The 18,775-nt window shown below is 33.8% G+C and carries 20 protein-coding genes; 14 read left to right on the forward strand and 6 right to left on the reverse strand.

Translation table 11 applies throughout. The annotated features are described in order from the left end of the window. Positions 1-3: 3 nt before the first annotated feature. The 4 genes from EG348_RS01480 (at position 4) to EG348_RS01495 (ending at position 5,038) form a co-directional block, all read left to right on the forward strand. Positions 4-1,434, forward strand: coding sequence for an anion permease (locus tag EG348_RS01480; RefSeq protein WP_123980025.1), 1,431 nt, complete (start codon positions 4-6; stop codon positions 1,432-1,434). 126 nt (positions 1,435-1,560) lie between these two features. After that, the gene (locus EG348_RS01485) at positions 1,561-2,217 is read left to right on the forward strand and encodes a succinate dehydrogenase cytochrome b subunit (RefSeq protein WP_123980027.1); all 657 of its coding nucleotides are present in this window, start codon (positions 1,561-1,563) and stop codon (positions 2,215-2,217) included. Between the two features lie 11 nt (positions 2,218-2,228). Next, positions 2,229-4,145, forward strand: coding sequence for a fumarate reductase/succinate dehydrogenase flavoprotein subunit (locus tag EG348_RS01490; RefSeq protein ID WP_123980029.1), 1,917 nt, complete (start codon positions 2,229-2,231; stop codon positions 4,143-4,145). Positions 4,146-4,288: 143 nt separating this feature from the next. Beyond that, the gene (locus EG348_RS01495; protein ID WP_123980031.1) at positions 4,289-5,038 is read left to right on the forward strand and encodes a succinate dehydrogenase/fumarate reductase iron-sulfur subunit; all 750 of its coding nucleotides are present in this window, start codon (positions 4,289-4,291) and stop codon (positions 5,036-5,038) included. Positions 5,039-5,105: 67 nt separating this feature from the next. Here EG348_RS01495 and EG348_RS01500 read toward each other — a convergent pair whose 3' ends face one another. Continuing rightward, entirely contained in the window at positions 5,106-6,119 is a 1,014-nt protein-coding gene (locus EG348_RS01500; protein ID WP_123980033.1) for a nucleoid-associated protein, read from the reverse strand. 204 nt (positions 6,120-6,323) lie between these two features. Between EG348_RS01500 and EG348_RS01505 the strand changes: the two genes are divergently transcribed. The 5 genes from EG348_RS01505 to EG348_RS01520 are packed head-to-tail and all read left to right on the forward strand — an operon-like array spanning position 6,324 to position 7,742. Beyond that, positions 6,324-6,485, forward strand: a complete 162-nt coding sequence (locus EG348_RS01505) for a hypothetical protein (RefSeq protein ID WP_228414817.1) — start codon at positions 6,324-6,326, stop codon at positions 6,483-6,485. Between the two features lie 4 nt (positions 6,486-6,489). Continuing rightward, positions 6,490-6,846, forward strand: a complete 357-nt coding sequence (locus EG348_RS01510; RefSeq protein WP_123980037.1) for a hypothetical protein — start codon at positions 6,490-6,492, stop codon at positions 6,844-6,846. A 47-nt stretch (positions 6,847-6,893) separates the two neighbouring features. Continuing rightward, positions 6,894-7,025: a hypothetical protein gene (locus EG348_RS21985; RefSeq protein WP_262696696.1), complete on the forward strand. Its 132-nt coding sequence runs from the start codon at positions 6,894-6,896 to the stop codon at positions 7,023-7,025. A gap of 48 nt (positions 7,026-7,073) precedes the next feature. Continuing rightward, entirely contained in the window at positions 7,074-7,469 is a 396-nt protein-coding gene (locus EG348_RS01515) for a hypothetical protein (protein WP_123980039.1), read from the forward strand. 57 nt (positions 7,470-7,526) lie between these two features. Further along, a complete protein-coding gene (locus EG348_RS01520) occupies positions 7,527-7,742 on the forward strand; it encodes a hypothetical protein (RefSeq protein ID WP_123980041.1) in 216 nt (71 codons plus the stop codon). A gap of 271 nt (positions 7,743-8,013) precedes the next feature. Here EG348_RS01520 and EG348_RS01525 read toward each other — a convergent pair whose 3' ends face one another. From EG348_RS01525 to pckA, 5 genes are read right to left on the reverse strand one after another with little or no spacing between them, the layout of a single operon-like run. Then, positions 8,014-8,610, reverse strand: a complete 597-nt coding sequence (locus tag EG348_RS01525; RefSeq protein ID WP_123980043.1) for a methyltransferase domain-containing protein — start codon at positions 8,608-8,610, stop codon at positions 8,014-8,016. Continuing rightward, complete coding sequence (locus tag EG348_RS01530; RefSeq protein WP_262696697.1) at positions 8,607-8,930, reverse strand: glycine cleavage system protein H; 324 nt, start codon at positions 8,928-8,930, stop codon at positions 8,607-8,609. The genes EG348_RS01525 and EG348_RS01530 overlap by 4 nt, the downstream gene beginning before the upstream one ends. A gap of 46 nt (positions 8,931-8,976) precedes the next feature. Further along, positions 8,977-10,083, reverse strand: a complete 1,107-nt coding sequence (gene gcvT / locus EG348_RS01535; protein ID WP_123980047.1) for a glycine cleavage system aminomethyltransferase GcvT — start codon at positions 10,081-10,083, stop codon at positions 8,977-8,979. Between the two features lie 6 nt (positions 10,084-10,089). Next, a complete protein-coding gene (gcvH, locus tag EG348_RS01540; protein ID WP_123980049.1) occupies positions 10,090-10,470 on the reverse strand; it encodes a glycine cleavage system protein GcvH in 381 nt (126 codons plus the stop codon). Between the two features lie 21 nt (positions 10,471-10,491). Then, a complete protein-coding gene (gene pckA, locus EG348_RS01545) occupies positions 10,492-12,084 on the reverse strand; it encodes a phosphoenolpyruvate carboxykinase (ATP) (RefSeq protein ID WP_123980051.1) in 1,593 nt (530 codons plus the stop codon). A 216-nt stretch (positions 12,085-12,300) separates the two neighbouring features. On the opposite strand from pckA, the gene EG348_RS01550 reads away from it, so the two are divergent. The 5 genes from EG348_RS01550 to EG348_RS01565 all read left to right on the forward strand — a co-directional run bounded on the left by EG348_RS01550 (position 12,301) and on the right by EG348_RS01565 (position 18,771). Beyond that, on the forward strand, positions 12,301-12,903 hold the full coding sequence (locus EG348_RS01550; protein ID WP_228414818.1) for a Crp/Fnr family transcriptional regulator: 603 nt from the start codon (positions 12,301-12,303) through the stop codon (positions 12,901-12,903). 173 nt (positions 12,904-13,076) lie between these two features. Further along, on the forward strand, positions 13,077-13,253 hold the full coding sequence (locus EG348_RS21590; RefSeq protein ID WP_164463238.1) for a hypothetical protein: 177 nt from the start codon (positions 13,077-13,079) through the stop codon (positions 13,251-13,253). 520 nt (positions 13,254-13,773) lie between these two features. Then, on the forward strand, positions 13,774-16,764 hold the full coding sequence (locus EG348_RS01555; RefSeq protein WP_228414819.1) for an ATP-binding protein: 2,991 nt from the start codon (positions 13,774-13,776) through the stop codon (positions 16,762-16,764). Continuing rightward, a complete protein-coding gene (locus EG348_RS01560) occupies positions 16,757-17,371 on the forward strand; it encodes a response regulator transcription factor (protein WP_123980057.1) in 615 nt (204 codons plus the stop codon). The genes EG348_RS01555 and EG348_RS01560 overlap by 8 nt, the downstream gene beginning before the upstream one ends. A gap of 284 nt (positions 17,372-17,655) precedes the next feature. Beyond that, positions 17,656-18,771 (forward strand): hypothetical protein, encoded by a 1,116-nt coding sequence (locus EG348_RS01565; RefSeq protein ID WP_123980059.1) that lies wholly within the window; start codon positions 17,656-17,658, stop codon positions 18,769-18,771. Positions 18,772-18,775 lie beyond the last annotated feature (4 nt).

Here is an 18,775-nt window from a genome sequence, read left to right on the forward strand (position 1 = left end):
ATTATGAAAGAAATTAATATCAAAAATATAGCGATAACCTTTGCCGTTGCGCTCATCATTTGGTTTATTCCTGCTCCGGAAGGTGTTACGGAAAATGCCTGGCATTTATTCGCTATTTTCGCAGCGACAATTTTAGGAATTATTCTGAAAGCTGCTCCGATGGGAACCATGTGTATGATGGCGATTGGATTTACAGCTCTTACTCAGGTTGTAGCTCCCGGAGACGCAGGAAAATCAATTACAAAAGCACTTTCAGGATTTGGAGATAAAGTAATATGGCTGATCGGGATTTCGTTCTTTATTGCAAGAGGATTTATTAAAACAGGTTTAGGAAATAGAATTGCTTTTCTATTCATCAGAATTTTCGGTAAAAGTTCTTTAGGACTCGCTTACGGATTAGGATTGGCAGACGTTTGTCTTGCTCCTGCAATTCCGAGTAACACGGCAAGAGGTGGCGGAATTATTTATCCCATCATGAAATCCATGGCCATCAGTTTTGATTCCGTACCTGAAAAACCTGAAACGCATAGAAAACTCGGTTCATTTTTAACATTAAACAGTTATTACATGAATCTGATTTCTTCTTCCATGTTTTTGACCGGAACAGCAAGTAACCCGATGTGTCAGAAATTCGCAGCCAACTTAGGAATTAATATTACCTGGATGTCTTGGGCTGCTGCCGGTTTTGTACCAGGATTAGTTGCATTTTTTGTCGTTCCTTTGGTTTTATATAAATTGTATCCACCTGAATTGAAAAAAACAGGTGATGCCCCAAAAATGGCTGCCCAAAAGTTAAAAGAAATGGGACCAATTTCTAAAAATGAATGGTTGATGCTGTTGGCTTTCTTCATTTTATTAGCCCTTTGGATCTTTGGAGGAGCCTTATCAATTGATGCTACAACGACTGCTTTTATTGGCTTAACTCTACTTTTATTAACCTCAGTATTGACTTGGGAAGACGTAAAAGCAGAAAAAGGAGCCTGGGACACGATCGTTTGGTTTGCGGTTCTGGTGATGATGGCCAGTTCACTCAACGAACTCGGGTTTATCGGATGGTTCAGTGATCTAATTAAAGCTAAAATAGGTGGATTAAGTTGGTACGTTGCCTTTCCGATGATTATTATTGTTTACTTCTTCAGTCATTATATTTTCGCGAGTGCGACCGCTCACGTTGCAGCAATGTATGCCGCTTTATTAGGAGTTGGAGTTGCCGTAGGAATTCCTCCGATGTTATTGGCGATGATGCTTGGTTTCTTAGGTTCAATTTATGGAGTATTGACGCATTATGGTCATGGTCCGGCTCCGGTTTTCTTCGGAAGTGGATATGTTGATTTAAAAGCCTGGTGGCTCCGCGGTTTGGAAATAGGAATTGTCTTACTCATCATTTATATGGGAGTGGGCGGTCTTTGGATGAAAGTGCTAGGATATTATTAAAACGCGAAAAGATAGAAGTAGGAAGCTAGAGGTTTTGTTAACGCATAGTAGTTTCACTTTTTATAAACTCCCAGCCTCCTACTTCCCACATCCAACCATTAATTAAGATTAAAAATCAAAAAAAATATGCTGTCTACCTTATCAAGAAAAATGCTGATGTGTCTTACAGGTTTATTCCTGGCCTTCTTTCTGTTGATTCATTTCTTGGGAAATCTTCAGCTGTTTTTACCGCAGGAGCAGGCACATTTACAATTTAATGCCTACTCACATTTTTTATCGGGAAATATTGTCATTAAAATCGTTTCCTATATCTTATACACAAGTATCATCCTTCACGCTGTTGACGGATTAATCATTACGTTAAAAAACAAAAAATCTGGCGGACGTTACCAATCCGACAAAAGAGGAAGAGCCAGCAAATGGGAATCTAGAAATATGGGAATTCTAGGAACATTGATCCTAATCTTTCTTGTAATCCATTTTCAGAATTTTTGGTACATCTACAAATTCGGAAATCTACCTTTGGATGAGAACGGAAATAAAGATCTTTACATTCTTGTGGTGACTGTTTTTAAAGAATGGTGGTATGTTATCATCTATGTTCTATCGATGGTTGCTTTATGCTATCATCTTATCCACGGCATACATAGCGCGGTCAGAACGCTAGGATTATTTCATCCAAAGTTTGTTAAATGGTTTAAAACTGTTGGAATAGCGTATTCAATCATCATCAGTATTGGATTTGCCTTAATGCCGATTTATGTATTCTTCACCGCCAATTAAATTGAAAAACTATGATTTTAGATTCAAAAATACCGGAAGGACCATTAGAACAAAAATGGGATAATTATAAAAAGAAAGCGAAACTCGTAAACCCCGCGAACCGAAAAAAACTTGACGTTATTGTCGTAGGAACAGGATTGGCCGGAAGTTCCATCGCTGCATCGTTGGGAGAAATGGGCTATAATGTAAAATCATTTTGCTTTCAGGATAGTCCGAGAAGAGCGCATTCTGTTGCGGCACAAGGTGGTGTCAATGCCGCCAAAAACTATAAAAATGATGGCGATAGCGTTTACAGAATGTTCGTTGATACGTTAAAAGGTGGCGACTTCAGAGCACGCGAAGCCAACGTTTACAGAATGGCCGAATGCTCGTTGAATCTCATTGATCAGGCCGTTGCACAAGGCGTTCCGTTTGGAAGAGAATATGGAGGATATCTGAATAACCGTTCTTTCGGAGGCGTTCAGGTGAGCCGGACTTTTTACGCACGAGGACAAACCGGACAACAATTGCTGTTGGGATCTTACCAGGCTTTGATGCGACAGGTCGGAAAAGGCAGTGTACAATTATTTTCAAGACATGAAATGCTTGATTTAGTCATTATAGAAGGAAAAGCAAGAGGAATTATCGTTAGGAATTTAGACACAGGAGAGATTGAAAGTCATGCCGCCCACGCCGTAGTGTTGGCAACGGGCGGTTATGGCAAAATTTACTATTTATCGACATTGGCGATGGGTTGTAACGGTTCTGCGATTTGGAGAGCTCATAAAAAAGGAGCTTTGATGGCTTCTCCAAGCTGGATTCAGGTGCACCCTACTTCTCTTCCGCAATCCGGAGATTATCAGTCAAAATTAACCTTGATGTCTGAATCTTTACGAAATGACGGAAGAATCTGGGTTCCTTTAAAAGAAAATGAAACCAGAAAAGCTAATGATATCCCGGAAAATGAAAGAGATTATTATTTGGAACGAAGATATCCGGCTTTCGGAAATTTAGCGCCGAGAGATATTTCATCAAGAGCTGCCAAAGAAAGAATTGATGCAGGTTTTGGAATCGGTCCTTTAAAAAATGCGGTGTATCTTGATTTTTCCAAAGCGATTAACGAACAAGGGAAAGAAAAAATTCAGGAGAAATATGGAAATTTATTTGATATGTATCTTAAAATTACAGGATATGATGCCTATCAGGAGCCCATGATGATCTCTCCTTCTGCGCACTTTTCGATGGGTGGACTTTGGGTTGATTATGAATTAATGACAACAATTCCCGGATTATTTGCTTTAGGTGAAGCTAATTTTGCCGATCACGGAGCCAATCGATTGGGTGCGAATTCTTTACTTCAAGCCTCTGTTGATGGCTATTTTATTGCCCCTTACACGATTGCTAATTATTTATCCAATGAAATTCACACCGGTAAAATTTCAACGGGAGATCCAGCATTTAAAAAAGCAGAAAATGAAGTTAAAAATCAGATTAATGGCTTTATTAAGATTAATGGAACAAAAACTGTTGATCATTTCCATAAAACATTAGGAAAATTGCTTTATGATTATTGTGGTTTAGCCCGAAATAAAGAAGGTTTAGAATTTGCTATCGAAGAAATACGAAAACTGAAACAAGAATTTTATAATGACGTGAAAGTTTCCGGACAAGGTGACACGATGAATACCGAGCTGGAAAAAGCAGGTCGTGTCGCTGATTATTTTGAAATTGGTGAACTTATGTGCTACGACGCTTTAACGAGAAATGAATCTTGTGGCGCGCATTTCCGTGAAGAATACCAAACTGCGGATGGAGAAGCATTAAGAAATGACTCAGAATTTCAATTCATTTCAACCTGGGCTTGGAAAGGTGAAAATAATGAGCCTGAATTGATTAAAGAACCTTTGATTTTCGAAGAAATACAGCCAACCGTAAGAAGTTATAAATAAAATTTTGATAAAAAGTATCTTTTTTAACCACGAAAGATTTTAACACATTAGATATTTTAAGTTTAATATAAAACTTTTTAAATTTTATGTGACTTATGTGTTAAAATTCACAATAGTTTAATTACTACCCAAATACAGAAATTATGGATTTACACCTTAAAATATGGAGACAGAAAGACCATCAGAGCGAAGGAAAATTGGTGAATTATGATTTAACAGCATTAAATCCTCACATGTCTTTTCTGGAAATGCTGGACACCTTAAATGAGAAATTAATCGTTAAAGGCGATGAACCTGTGGAATTCGATCACGATTGCCGAGAAGGAATCTGCGGACAATGCGGAATGATGATTAACGGATTAGCGCACGGTCCTCTAAAAAACACAACAACATGCCAGCTTCATTTACGTTCTTTCAAAGATGGCGAAACTGTTTTGATTGAACCTTTTCGTGCTGAAGCGTTTCCAGTAAAAAAAGATTTAAAAGTGGATCGTTCTGCGTTTGACAGAATTATTTCTTCAGGTGGTTTTGTATCGATTAATACCGGTCAGGCTCCCGATGCAACGGCAATTCCGATCACTCATCAAATTGCAGAAGAAGCTTTTGATTCCGCGGCGTGTATTGGTTGTGGAGCGTGTGTTGCAACCTGTAAAAATGCCAGTGCAGCGTTATTTACCTCTGCAAAGATCACGCACATGGTTTTGCTTCCACAAGGAAAAGAAGAAAGGAGTAACCGTGTTTTAAATATGGTCAAACAGATGGATGCTGAACATTTCGGTCACTGCTCCAACACCGAAGCCTGTGAAGTAGAATGCCCGCAAGGAATTTCTGTGTTGAATATCGCTAGAATGAATTATGAATACAACAGAGCTCTATTTTTAAGGAAGAAATAGCTTAATAAATTTTAAATTAAATAGAAAAAGGGCAAAATAAATTTACCCTTTTAATATATGCTTCGTTTTAAACTTCTTTATCGAAATATAACATGTAGTACTTCCCTTTTTCATCTTCTCCGGTAGCCAATTTCTGGCGGTCTCCGTGGATATAGATGTGGAAGTTTTTATCTAATTTAATGATACTCTTGAAATGTCTCTGCGTCTTTTTAACAGCCGCTTCACTGATCGGAAATTCTTCCGCAATATTGATCTGCATATCTTGTTCGTAATCTGTTTTAAAATTATTAAAACTTTCGATCACATGTTCATCTCCTAAAACTTCAGCTGCAAACTCATCTAATTTAAATTCTTCTTTTTCTTTAAAGAAATTAATTGATTTATTTAAGAAATCTGCCTGATCTGCTTTAGAAACTTCAAATTCCTGCGGAAGTTGTTTGGTGATATAATCTTTGTACACCATCAACGCTTCCTGCGTGTGGAAATATTCGTCATCACGTTGTTTTACCTTTAAAAAATCCTCAAACCAGTAATACATATCTCCATTTTTGTTGTTATCAACTACAGAAAGTACATATCCGGTTTCTTTGTGATTATTGTAGATCAAAGCAGCTTTATCAATTTTTGACAAACCAATTCCCAAGTCTTTTTCAATTTCAAAACTGTCGCCTTGAGGAGCTATTTTTAAGAATGGTTCTCTTTTTTCAGTTTTAAAAATCCCGATCTTATCTACTTTTTCATCACCTTCTCTATCGTCTTCAAAATAAACGATAAATAATTCACCGCCCATAACTCTTGGGTTTTCAGCTGCTTCAAAAAGGTGTTTGGCGATATTTTCAGCTTCCCAAAGGAACTTGGCTTTATCATCAAAAATTTCAGATACAGAACTGAAAACAGGATTATTCACCAAATAAGTATCACTGTAAAAATTGAACGTTTCCTCAGATTTGAAAGAACCTAAAAAATAATCTTCAAGCGATTCTGCCATTCCTTCTTCCAACTGCAATTCTTCCTGAGAAAGTATTAAAGACTCTCCGTTGATTTTATTTCCTACTCTGTGTACTACTATTTTTGAAAACATCTCTTGATTTTTATGGATTGCAAAGATATTAATAAAATCAAACAATGCCCATCATTTCATTCTGATAAAAACCATATCATTTTGACAGGTTTTTTTGCTTTAAAATTTTAATTAAAAACCAACAATACATTGATTTTAAACATATTAAATAAAATAAACATTCAAAGGAACACAATTGGCATCTACATCATCAAAACATACAAAATGGACTTAAAGACATTAAACAGATTGGATACACTAAGAAGATTGAAAAGTAAAGGACCAAAAACACCAAAATGGTTAAAGCCTTATCACGTTGTATTGATCGCTTTTTTGGTCGTCTTTATTTTTGGTGTTTTCATTAAATTTTTAGATCAAAATCAATAGTAATATGAATTATTTAGAAGCTGCTCAGGAAATTACAGATGTGGTTCCCGACATTCAAAACGAATTGGAAAAGAATACAACTCAAAATTCTTACAGTGTCATCCAGACTTTTACGGATTGTATCAAAAATATGATTCGACAAAACGACAGAAATCTTTTATTTAAAAGCTTACAAAAGATGGATGAGATCTACAAAAACGGCGACATCAAGCTAAGAAATGCAGTAGAAAGCACTTTCATTTATTCTCTGGACAATTTTACCACATTTTGTAATGAGGAATACAGGAAAGCAATTTTTACCCATATTTCTCAGGACTTGCAGAAAATTTATTCAAAACAAATTTATAAACATGGAATGTAAAATTTTCATTACATATTTCAACCATTTTATTACAAAAAGATAAAGTTATGAAAACTAAAATCAGAAAAGAATTCGACTGGAAACAATGGAAAAAGACCAATTCTAGGCACAATATGGAAATATTGGCAACACATATCGCCATCATAATCGGTGTATTTGTTTTTGCGGCCTGCTTATAAGTTTGGTACGGTTTTCGCGGCAATAGAAGTATTCGAAAAATATTAATTATGATGAATGTGCAAATGCAAACTATTAACCAAAAAATGGCTGTAGAGTATTTAAAATTTTTCTATCCACCAATCAGAACTGAGATCACTCAATTAGCAAAACAAAATAATTTCGCCGGAGTAATGCAGGCGACCATCAACTATCTAAAAGATCTTTTATCAGAGTCTAAGATTAACATCATTGGACATCATATTAAATTGATGGAATTCATTTACAAAAAAGGAAATTCTTATGTAAAAGATATGATTGAAAACCTTTTTGTAAGATCTTTTGAAAGCTTTAAAAAGCACACTAAAATCCAATATTGGAATGATCTTTACAATTATATGCCTGTAAAATTTCAGGAAATATATGTAGACCAGCAAAAGAAAGACGAAATATTCTTTGGTAAATAAAAATTAGATTTAAAACTCCCTAAACGTTTTGTTTGGGGAGTTTTTTATATTTATACAATGAAAATAAAAATTGCTTTTCTTCTTGTCTTTCAAATATATTTTATTAGCGCTCAGCTTTCTAAAAAGGTAATAGAATTAGCAAAACCATTAGATACTATTAATTATGCTGAATCTTCGCACATAGGTATTGGCGGGGAAGCAAGTGAAATTTATAATTATTTCAAAAAACTATCTAAAACAGCCAATAAAGATGAGCTGTACTTCTTTGCATAGAATGGAAGCAATTCGTTAAGATTCTATTCGAGTCTAGAACTTTTTAAAAGAAACAGATAAAATTGACAAAAATAAAAATAAGATCGTACTATTTATAAGGGGTATGAACTCTTTTTAAGATGAGATGAATGTTTAAAAAAGTATTACTACAAAAAAATTGTAGTAATACTAAAAAAAAATATACAATATTCAGATCTATGTATTTTGTTAATATACTCTGAGCAACGAATCCTTTCAATAGCTGAAATTTTCTGAATTGTTTCTATCATTATCATGAAATTTTCTTCCAAAAATTCAATAATCCATTGCAGGCAGTACCTGTTAAATCAAAACTGCTGGGAATTTCGTCCCATTTACTCCAATAAGTAGCCAAACGTGTTCCTATAGGAGTTTTATCAAGCTGTCCTTTTACATACTCTGAATAGTCATAATATAAATCCCTGTCCGGCAGCACCGTATCATCGATTAAACATGAGGTATCTATATTTTCATAAAAAGAATTAAAAAAGTAGAATGCATCATAATCCAAAAAAGAGATTTCATTGATATTAGAATGTATAAATTCTACATTCGTAATTTTATGCCTGTCAGCTATTTTTTTTGATATTTTGGTAAGAGAGGCTCTTTGCTCGACCCCAAAAAACATCCCTTTGGTAGAAGCCGCTCCGACCAGACAGAATTTTCCGGCACCTGCACCAATATCCAATACTTTACTATTCGGCTCTTCGGCGAGGTATTCGGCTGCCATTCTGGCAATAGCAATGGGTGTCCAGTGACGATTTGCTAATTCTTTTATATGACTGGGATACAGTTCATTAAAAGTACTGTCTTTAACATCAATATTTAATTTGAGTTGTTCAAAAATCATTGGGTAAGTTCAATATATTCTTCATAATTTAAAAATTCGCCTTTACTGATATCTGCTGAAATGCTTAAAAACCAATAGCTATACGGATCTGTGTTGATATGAGAAGGTTTTTTATTCAAAATAGTATTCACAGCTATAATTTCACATTCACAAGGAGAAATAAGAGGAAAAGTTTTATTAATTCCATAAACCGCACCCCATGAAACCGCTTCTTTTATCTTGCCTTCCGCATTGAATTCAACAAGGTCAATCTCTCCTATTTCCTTCTGAGCGAAATCAGTGATACCTATGCAAAAATCATACAATCCAATTTTTCTCATCCATAAATGGTTTTTTGTATAGTAAAGGTTTTTAGGAGTTAACATATTAATCGGAACTTTTTTTTATGAAAGGTGTTCTTACAATAATCGCCTTGACAGGTTTGTTTCTGATATTAATGAAAATTTCATCCCCGATATTTGAATATTCTGTAGAAATATATCCCATACCTATCGCTTTTTTTAATGTAGGCGACATAGTACTGGAGGTAACAACTCCAATCACTTCACGGTTTAAATTCCAAATTTCGTAACCATGACGCGGAATGCCTTTATCCTCTATTTCGAAACCCACCAGTTTTTTGGTGATTCCTTTTTCTTTCTCAATTTTTAAGAAACCACTGTGAACAAAATCTTTCGTAAATTTTGTGATCCACCCCAATCCTGCTTCTAATGGCGAGGTAAAATCATCAATATCATTTCCGTATAAACAAAAACCCATCTCCAAACGCAGTGTATCTCTTGCTGCTAACCCGACAGGTTCTATATTCTCCTCATTTCCTGCCTCAAAAATAGTTTCCCACAAGTGGGCTGCGTATCTGTTTTCTATATATATTTCAAAACCTCCTGCTCCGGTATATCCCGTAGAAGATAGCAAAACATTTGGAATACTGGCAAATTCACCAATTGTAAATGTATAATATTCCAGATCTTTTAATTTGATATCGGTCAGTTTCTGCAGAACCTTTACAGCTTTTGGCCCCTGAACAGCCAATAAAGAAATAGAGTCTGAAATATTGATAATTTCTACACCAAAAGAATTGTTGGAAAGGATCCAGCTCAGATCTTTTTGAATGTTGGAGGCATTAACCACCAACAAATAATCATCCTGCCCAATCATATACACCAGAAGATCATCCACAATTCCGCCTGTATCATTAGGCATACAGCTATACTGTACTTTTCCGGGAATGAGTTTTGAGGCATCATTGGACGTAATTTTCTGAATTAAAGGCAAAGCCCCTTTCCCCTGTATTGAGATCTCTCCCATATGAGAAACATCAAATACCCCTACTCCATTTCTTACAATTTCATGTTCATGGTTCACACCTTTATACTTAACAGGCATTTCATATCCTGCAAAGTCTACCATTTTCCCACCAAGGATATGATGTATCGCGTTGAATGCAGTTTTCTTGGTTTTTATAGTTTGCATACTCTCCTATAAATTTATTAAACATTTATATGTGTCCGATCTCAACAGCCATTCAACATCAAAAATATTCTCAACTTTAATCTTGATCATCCAGCCATCTCCATAAGGATCAGTATTGACCAATTCAGGGTTGCCTTCCAACTTGGGATTGATTTGCAGTATTTCTCCCGCAATAGGCAGAAAGAGGTCCGATACAGTCTTTACAGCTTCAACAGTTCCAAATACTTCATGTTGTTTTAAGTTTTCCCCAAGAGTTTCGATTTCAACATATACAATATCACCTAGCTCATGTGGGGCAAAATCAGTAATTCCTATATACGCTGTATTATTTTCCAATCTTACCCATTCGTGGTCCTCTGTATACAAGAGGTTTTCAGGAATTTTCATTTCTATCGTTCTTTATTTAATTTACTTACTTTGCAGAACAGGACCTCCATTAATAATCTCTTGACCTGCAAAAGACTCAAAATCTTTAAAATTCTCTGTAAACTTTGCTGCAAGACCCAAGGCCATTTCATCATATTTAGATTGGTCTGTCCATGTATTTTTGGGATTTAGGATTTCCGATGGTACTCCATCACATTGTAAAGGTATATGAAGTCCAAACACATCATCCATTGTAAAATCCGCATTCTCGAATTTTTTTTCCAATACTGCAGCAATCATTGCTCTGGTATAAGCCAGTTTTATGCGTTCTCCTGTACCATAAGCTCCTCCGGACCAGCCTGTATTAATAAGCCATACATTTACCTTGTTATCTTTAAGTTTTTTTCCTAACAGTTCAGCATATTTCGTAGGATGAAGAGGGAGAAAAGGTTTCCCAAAGCATGCTGAAAATGTAGTCTGTGGCTCGGTAATTCCAGCTTCAGTTCCGGCTACCTTCGCCGTATATCCTGAAATGAAATGATACATCGCCTGACCTACCGTTAATTTTGAGATAGGAGGCAATACTCCAAACGCATCGCAGGTCAGAAAGAAAATATTATTGGGTATTCCGCCAATAGATGGAAGTATCGCATTGTCTATAAATTCAATTGGGTACGCGGCTCTAGTGTTCTCTGTTACAGAAACGTTTTCATAGTCAACAATGTCAGTCCCTTCCAAAAAACGAATGTTCTCAAGCAGAGTTCCATACCGTATCGCAGAAAATATTTGAGGCTCTTTTTCTCTACTCAGACCGTAACACTTTGCATAACACCCACCTTCAAAATTAAAAACATGATCATCATCCCATCCATGCTCATCATCTCCGATCAGCTTTCTGGATGGATCTGCGGAAAGTGTAGTTTTCCCAGTCCCCGACAGTCCAAAAAATACAGCGGTGTCACCTTCTGTTCCTATATTAGCGGAACAGTGCATCGAAAGTACATTCTTCTCATGAGGGAGTAAATAATTCAATACTGTAAAAATTCCTTTTTTGATCTCACCAGTATAAGCACTTCCTCCTATAAGAATCACTTTTTTTGTAAAATTGATAATCGTAAAATTATGTTGAAGGGTTTTGTCAATCTTCGGATCCGCTTTAAAGCTGGGAGCTGCAAGGATCAACCATTCATGCGTAAATGTTTCCAACTCCTTTTCACTAGGCCTCAAAAACAGATTATTAGCGAATAAACTCTGCCATGGGTTTTCTGTAATAACTCTTATGTTAAGACGGTATTCTGATTTTGCACAGGCATAAACATCCTTAATATAGATATCCTTATAAGACAGATGGCTGGCAACACGGTCATATAGGCGATCAAAATCTTCTGGCAGAAAAGGGTGATTAATTTCTCCCCACCAGATTGAATCTGCGGTTTTTTCATCCTTAACAACATATTTGTCTTTAGGAGAGCGCCCCGTAAACTCACCTGTATCACAGGCCAGTGCTCCTGAGCTAGCTATAATCCCTTCACCATTTCTTAAAGTCTGGGATATTAACTGAGGGGCTGATAAATTCCAAAAAAATTCTTTAGTAGGTACAATGCCGATATTCTTTAAGTGATCAATATACTCCATCTCAAAATCAGTATTATTTATTATTTCAGCAAAAGTAGACTGTTTATTAGGAATTTATAATGATCTATCTCTCTATAAAATTTGATTTAAGTCAAGTTTCACTTAGCTTAAAATAGCGTATTTTTGTAACAAGCTATGATTTCAAAATTTCTTTTCAATAACCAATATCTCTTTGACGAGCTTCCCCAGTATGATAAGGAGATGCTCAAAGCAACGATGCAGAATAAGAATTACCGGAAAAACGAAGCTATTTTCACCGACGGAACAATGCCCAGCGGTATTTTTTACTTAAAAACAGGTAAAGTAAAGAAATATAAAGTGGATAATGACGGCAGAGAGCAAATCATCTATATTTATAATACCGGAGAATTTTTTGGGTATTCCGCTATTTTAAGTAACGAATCTTATGGAGACACTACACAGGCTATCGAAAGTTCTGTCATTGCTTTTATATCAAAAGAGGATTTTTTAAAGATCCTTGATCAATCAGTTGTGTTTTCAAGACTGCTTTTAAAAAGTTTGAGTCATGAGTTCAGTGTGATGGCCAATCTGATGACCGTTCTTTCCCAGCGCACGGTAAGAGAAAGGGTGGCACTCAGTTTACTGATTTTGCACAAAAAATATAAATTGAATGATACAGAAGATACTGCGTTTATTACCCTCTCCCGAACAGACTTAGCAAATATGGCAGGAACGGCTAATGAAACTTTGGCACGTATACTTCATGATTTCAGGCAGGAGGATCTTATCCGCATGGAAGGACGTAAAATACAACTGCTCAATATTAATCAGCTTACTCACATAGCAAATTTTTATTAATGCCCACCATTTTCAATTAAATGATACTAATACAATATTTGTTAGCTAAATATCCTTATTTTCTATAGGATTATTAATCACATAGTTTTGATTGGGTAAAACATTTAATGGCATTAAAAAAGTACTGTATCTAAATTGGCATAATATTCTTATTCTATAAAAAAAATAATAGTATGAATACAATAAAAAAATTAGGTTTATTAGCGCTAACTGGATTATTTGTTTTTTCTTGTGCGCCACAATTAAAATCTAACGGAAATCATGGACTTCCACCTGGACAAGTAAAAAAAATAACCGGAGCAAAATCTGCTAAACAATATGCACCTGGTCAATATAAAAAAAATAAATAATAGCTAATATTTTACTTGAGCAAAATTTCATTTACGTTTTCTGGATTTGTGCAGACACCATATTAATCACATGAAAATCAGTGAATTAATTTTTTTAAAAATTATAAAAGTAATTAAAGTTAAGAGATATAAAACGTTGTTCAATTAAACAACGTTTTATATTAACTATGAAATAAATTTATCTTAAAATATTATCGGAATTTTATGAAATAATTAAAATAAAAATTAGTATTTGTCTATCTGACATGAATACAATCCTATACTATATCGCTATATTTATTGATATTCACTCCAAAGAAATAGTCTTCCAATGCAGCTATTCCATAGTGATAGTTCCCAAAAACATATTCTCAATACAACAATTCCAATCATAGAACCACTGATTTTCGCAGAAACGGCTTCCAAAATTCTTAAAATAGTAAAAATTCATTTATTGTTATTTTATTATCATTTTTTTCATCTATATATTTGCTTCACCTTTAAATGATAAGATTTGTATAAAAATATTATTCTCTTAATCTTGATTTTTATTTTTTTTAAAGTTTCCAGTCAGAAATATAATATCCAATTATACAACACAGATAACGGGCTTCCACAAAACAGTGTAAAAGATATTATAAAAGATAGATATGGATTTATATGGCTAACCACTGAAAATGGAATTGTAAGATATGATGGAATTAATTTTTTAGTTTATAAGAATTTTCCATTAAACAGTCAGCGCTTCACTTATTTCTATGGTTCTACTAAAAAGGATAGTATTTTCACTAATGGTGACTATGGCAATACAATTCTATTGAATGAAAAAAAGCCTGTAATATTTAAAAATCATAAAAACAATCAAAATTTTATTTCTCACGAAAATAGTGATTACCTACTGTATTGTTCCAATTACAATTATGGTGCTTCTCCAGACATCAACTATTACATAAAGCTACAAAAAGGAATGTATTATATAAAAGAAAATTCTTTGTTATATAAGCCCTATCTAGCAAAAAAAAAGGAAAATCTTGCAATAAAAGTATTCTACAAAAATATTATCAGAATTTTCGCAATTGATGAGTCTATATTTTATTTAGATTTTAAAAATCATAAAGTAAATCAGATAGAAAAAGGAAAAATTATCAATAATTATAATATTCCACTACTTACCGATATCAAAAGTAAAATTTTTTGGAGCCAAATCAATAATCAAGTTTTTATTCTTAATGAAAATACTCTTTATACCTGTTATTACAAAAGCGGACAGCTGAAAATAATCAAGCTAATCCAAATGAATGACGATATAAGTAAAGATAACCTGAGCAGCATCTACTACGATAATTTTTACAAAAAACTATATCTTGGGAGTAGTACAGAGGGACTTCAAATCATAAATTTTTCAGAATTCTCTACTACTAAAAATAACTCATCGCCATCCGTATTTTATTCCACCCTACCTTATAATAACAATTCAGTAATATCTCCTATTGGTGAGGTTTATGATAGAAATGGACTGGTAAAAAACTTTCATTTTAAAGATGCTATTTTCTTTTTCATGACTTATGATGAAAAAGAAAATATTATTGTTAGAAAAGAAGGAGATGCAATAATGTATAAAAAAGAAAAATCTTACACCGATCTTGCTTCTATCCCGATAAAGGATTTTTTTTTAACAGATTTTTTCTTCGACGAAAATAAATACTATGCACTGATTGTAAAACCTAAAAAAAAAGGTACAAAAGGCTATTCCGGAATACTTGCTGTATATAAAGGGAAATCATTTTCTTCAATAGATAAAAAAATCATTTTTAATGATGAGCCTACAAAATTTATCCGTCTTGACCAGAATAATATCTTGGTTGGAACTATAAAAGGTTTGTACAAAGTATCACTGAAAACAAATAAAATATACAATCTAAATGCCAAAAAAGATATATCCGTCCGTAATATCATAAAATCTAAAAATGGGCATTTTTGGATAACAACGATAGGAAAAGGTTTCTATCTGCTCAGAGGAAACCGACTGATTAAAATGCCTTATGATATTAATGGCAACATTTCATCATCACATACAATTTTGGAAGATATGAATGGTTTTTTTTGGATACCTACCAATAATGGGCTCTATAAAACATTAGAAAGCCAACTTTTAAAATATGCTGATGATCAAAAATATAAAGTAAATTATTATCGATATTCAAAAGATTCAGGTTTTAATACTAATGAATTTAATGGCGGAGGTAATATATCCGGTAATCAGTTAAAAAATGGCGAGTTCGTTCTTCCTTCATTAAATGGTCTGGTTTTCTTTAATCCTCTTAAAGTTAAAAGTTATTATCCCCAAAATATATACATCGAAAGAGCTTTGATTGATAATCGGGAGCTTTATTTTAAAAATAATTTATATATAGATCAGGAGTCTGACCACACTGAAGTATTTATTGATGTTCCCTATTACGCAAGCCCTGATAATATGATAATAGAGGCCAAATTAAACGATACTCCTCAAAAAAAATGGCAGCTTATAGGTAAAGACAGGAAATTCTATATTTCTAATCTGGGATACGGAAATTATACTTTCATTGTAAGAATGCTTGTTAATAACCGTGGAAAATATGTCTATAAAAAAATAAATATTATTATTCCACCTTATTTTTATCAGACTCTTTGGTTTAAAGTGATAGCAGTTTCCATCATGTTATTGCTGTTGAATTTTCTGATAAAATGGAGAATAAGCTTTCTTAAAAAGAAAAATTATGAGTTGGAAGGAATTGTCAACCTTCGCACAAGAAACCTTTCCGACACTGTAGAAAAATTAAAAGCGACAAAAATACAGCTCCATAACGAGATTGAACAACAGAAAAAACTCATTGGTACCATTACCCATGATATTACTACTCCAATAAAATTCATTGCTCTCACCGCAAAAGAAGTGCTGGAAAATAAAGATTTTAATAAGCATCGGGCGGAAAAGATACTTACTTCTATCTATAAATCATCGGATCAGCTGTATAATTTTACAATCACTTTAAAAGAATATGCCGACATCTACAGTCATAGGTCTGATACAACAGAATCTTATTCTCTCTATAAACTTATTGAAGAAAAGATAATATTTTTTAATACCATCGCGGAAAATAATAATACTGTAATTATAAATAATGCAGATCCCTCTTTATGTACGCAGATTAGTAAAAACATACTAGCCGCTATTGTTCATAATCTACTGGATAATTCTGTAAAATACACACAAAATGGCATTATAACAATAAATAATACGATTGAAAATGAGAACACTATATTACTGATAACAGATACAGGTATCGGTATGGATGATCATAAAATAGAATACTACACAAGACTTCAGGATAATATCGAAAGTGAAAAATTATTATTACAAAAATATGGTATGGGGTTGCATCTCGTATTACAATTATTACAAATGATTGAAAGTAAAATTGTTTTTAAAAAAAATGAATCACAGGGAACTTCTTTCAAACTAATTCTAACAAATAAAAAAAATGACTAAATATATTCTTATAGCCGATGATCATGACATTGTACTGGCGGGAACAAGTTTAATTTTAGAATCCAGAATAGAAAATGTAATTATCCATCAGGCTGAAGATTACCCGGAAGCTATTGATAAAATTTCTAAACAAAAATATGATCTTGTTATTTTAGATATCAATATGCCGGAGAGCAAAAATAAAAAAATGATTTCTGAAATTAAAGAGCTTGATCCTACTATAAAAATCCTCATATTTTCTGCCTATGAAGAAGAAATAGCTGTGCAGTATATAAAAGAAGGAGCCAATGGATACCTCAGTAAACTCAGTAAGGTTGATAAAATCTCGGAGGCCGTAAAAAAAATATTCTCCGAGGGCTATTATTATCCATCAAGCATTGTAAACCAGCTTTTACAAACCTCACCCTTGGATTCCATAAAAAATCTTTCAGAAAGGGAATATGAAATTTTTATTTTAATGGTAAAAGGATATGGTAATTTAGAAATCTCAAATACGATGAATATCCAAATGACAACGATTAGCACCTATAAAAAAAGAATCCATAATAAATTAAAAACTAACAACCTTGCAACCCTTATTAAACTTTACGAGACCTATATATCCTAATATGATAAACTAAATGGTCAGAAATTTATTTTATGAAATTATTAAAAACAAAGCCGCTTTGATAATTTAATAAAATAAGCAATTATTTGGATCAATATGTAAAGAGCCATGTAGAAAATTTTCTACATGGCTCTTTCTTTTATTCTACATAGTGTTAATTTTCTTGTAGAAGTATTTCTATAATTTTACATCATTATAAAGTATACATAAAGTGTTCAACTGATATATCCTATATACCATAAACAAAGGATTAATAGATTACCAAACAACTAAAAAACTAATAAATGCACAAACATTTTACAACATTATTAAAAGTAGTAGGATTTCTAACTGCTTCTATTGCTTTTGCACAAACAGGAAATATAGGAGTGAATACTGCAAATCCCGGATCTACAATAGATATTAACGGATCTTTGGCCGCAAATTATACTGCAGTAAATACGACACCTTATAATTTGACTGCAACAGATTTTTACGTTTCGTATAATGGTATATCAAATGCTGTATTTAATCTTCCATCTGCTATAAGTGGTATTGGAAATTTCAAAGGGCGCATATACACAATCAAAAACAATACAAATTTTACAATAACAGTAAATCCCGCAAGTTCAGAGTCTATCAATGGAAACACCAATCTTTCAGTACCTGAAAATCAAAGTGTACAATTGATCAGCACCGGCCTTGCCGGAGCTAGTTCTACATGGGAAATTGTCTCATTGGGCACTTCTTTAACAGCCAATAACGGCCTTACAGCTTTAGGTGGTCAAATGAAGCTTGGCGGTACATTGTCTCAAGCTACAGATATTGCGACAGCGGGAAATAACCTAAGTATAAACGGAACAGGAAAAGTTTTAGTAGGCACAAATATTGTTCCAACAGGCGCTGCAAATGCTAAATTCATTATCGATAATGGTACAACGAACGGTGCTTTACAAATTAAAGACGGCTCACAGCAATTAGGATACGTATTAACCAGTGACGCTAATGGTTTAGCAACTTGGTCATCTACTGTTACTACAGCATTTGCTAATAATTGGACCGCTTATACAGGAACATTGGTCAATCCTTTTACAGGACCAACAGGTGGTGGAGGTTTAGCTACAGGAATATCAGTAACTATCCCGGCCAAAGGTTGGTATTTTTTCCGCAGTGGCCTAGCTATTAATTCCGACTGTAACGATTATGCCTTTTACATTAATGGTATTGGAGATGTTTGGAGAAGCTATTGTGGTTCTAATACAGCAGCTTTTATGTTTCCCAGAGATCAAAATCGGGTATTATACTTCGCAACACCAGGAAACTATGCAATCTTGGCTGGCAAAACTAATGGTATAGTGCCAGTTAGTTTCAATGGTGGTAATCCTGTGTTCTATTTGGATTTTGTAAAGTTTCAAAACTAGTATT

Source organism: Chryseobacterium sp. G0201 (assembly GCF_003815655.1).
GTDB lineage: Bacteria > Bacteroidota > Bacteroidia > Flavobacteriales > Weeksellaceae > Chryseobacterium.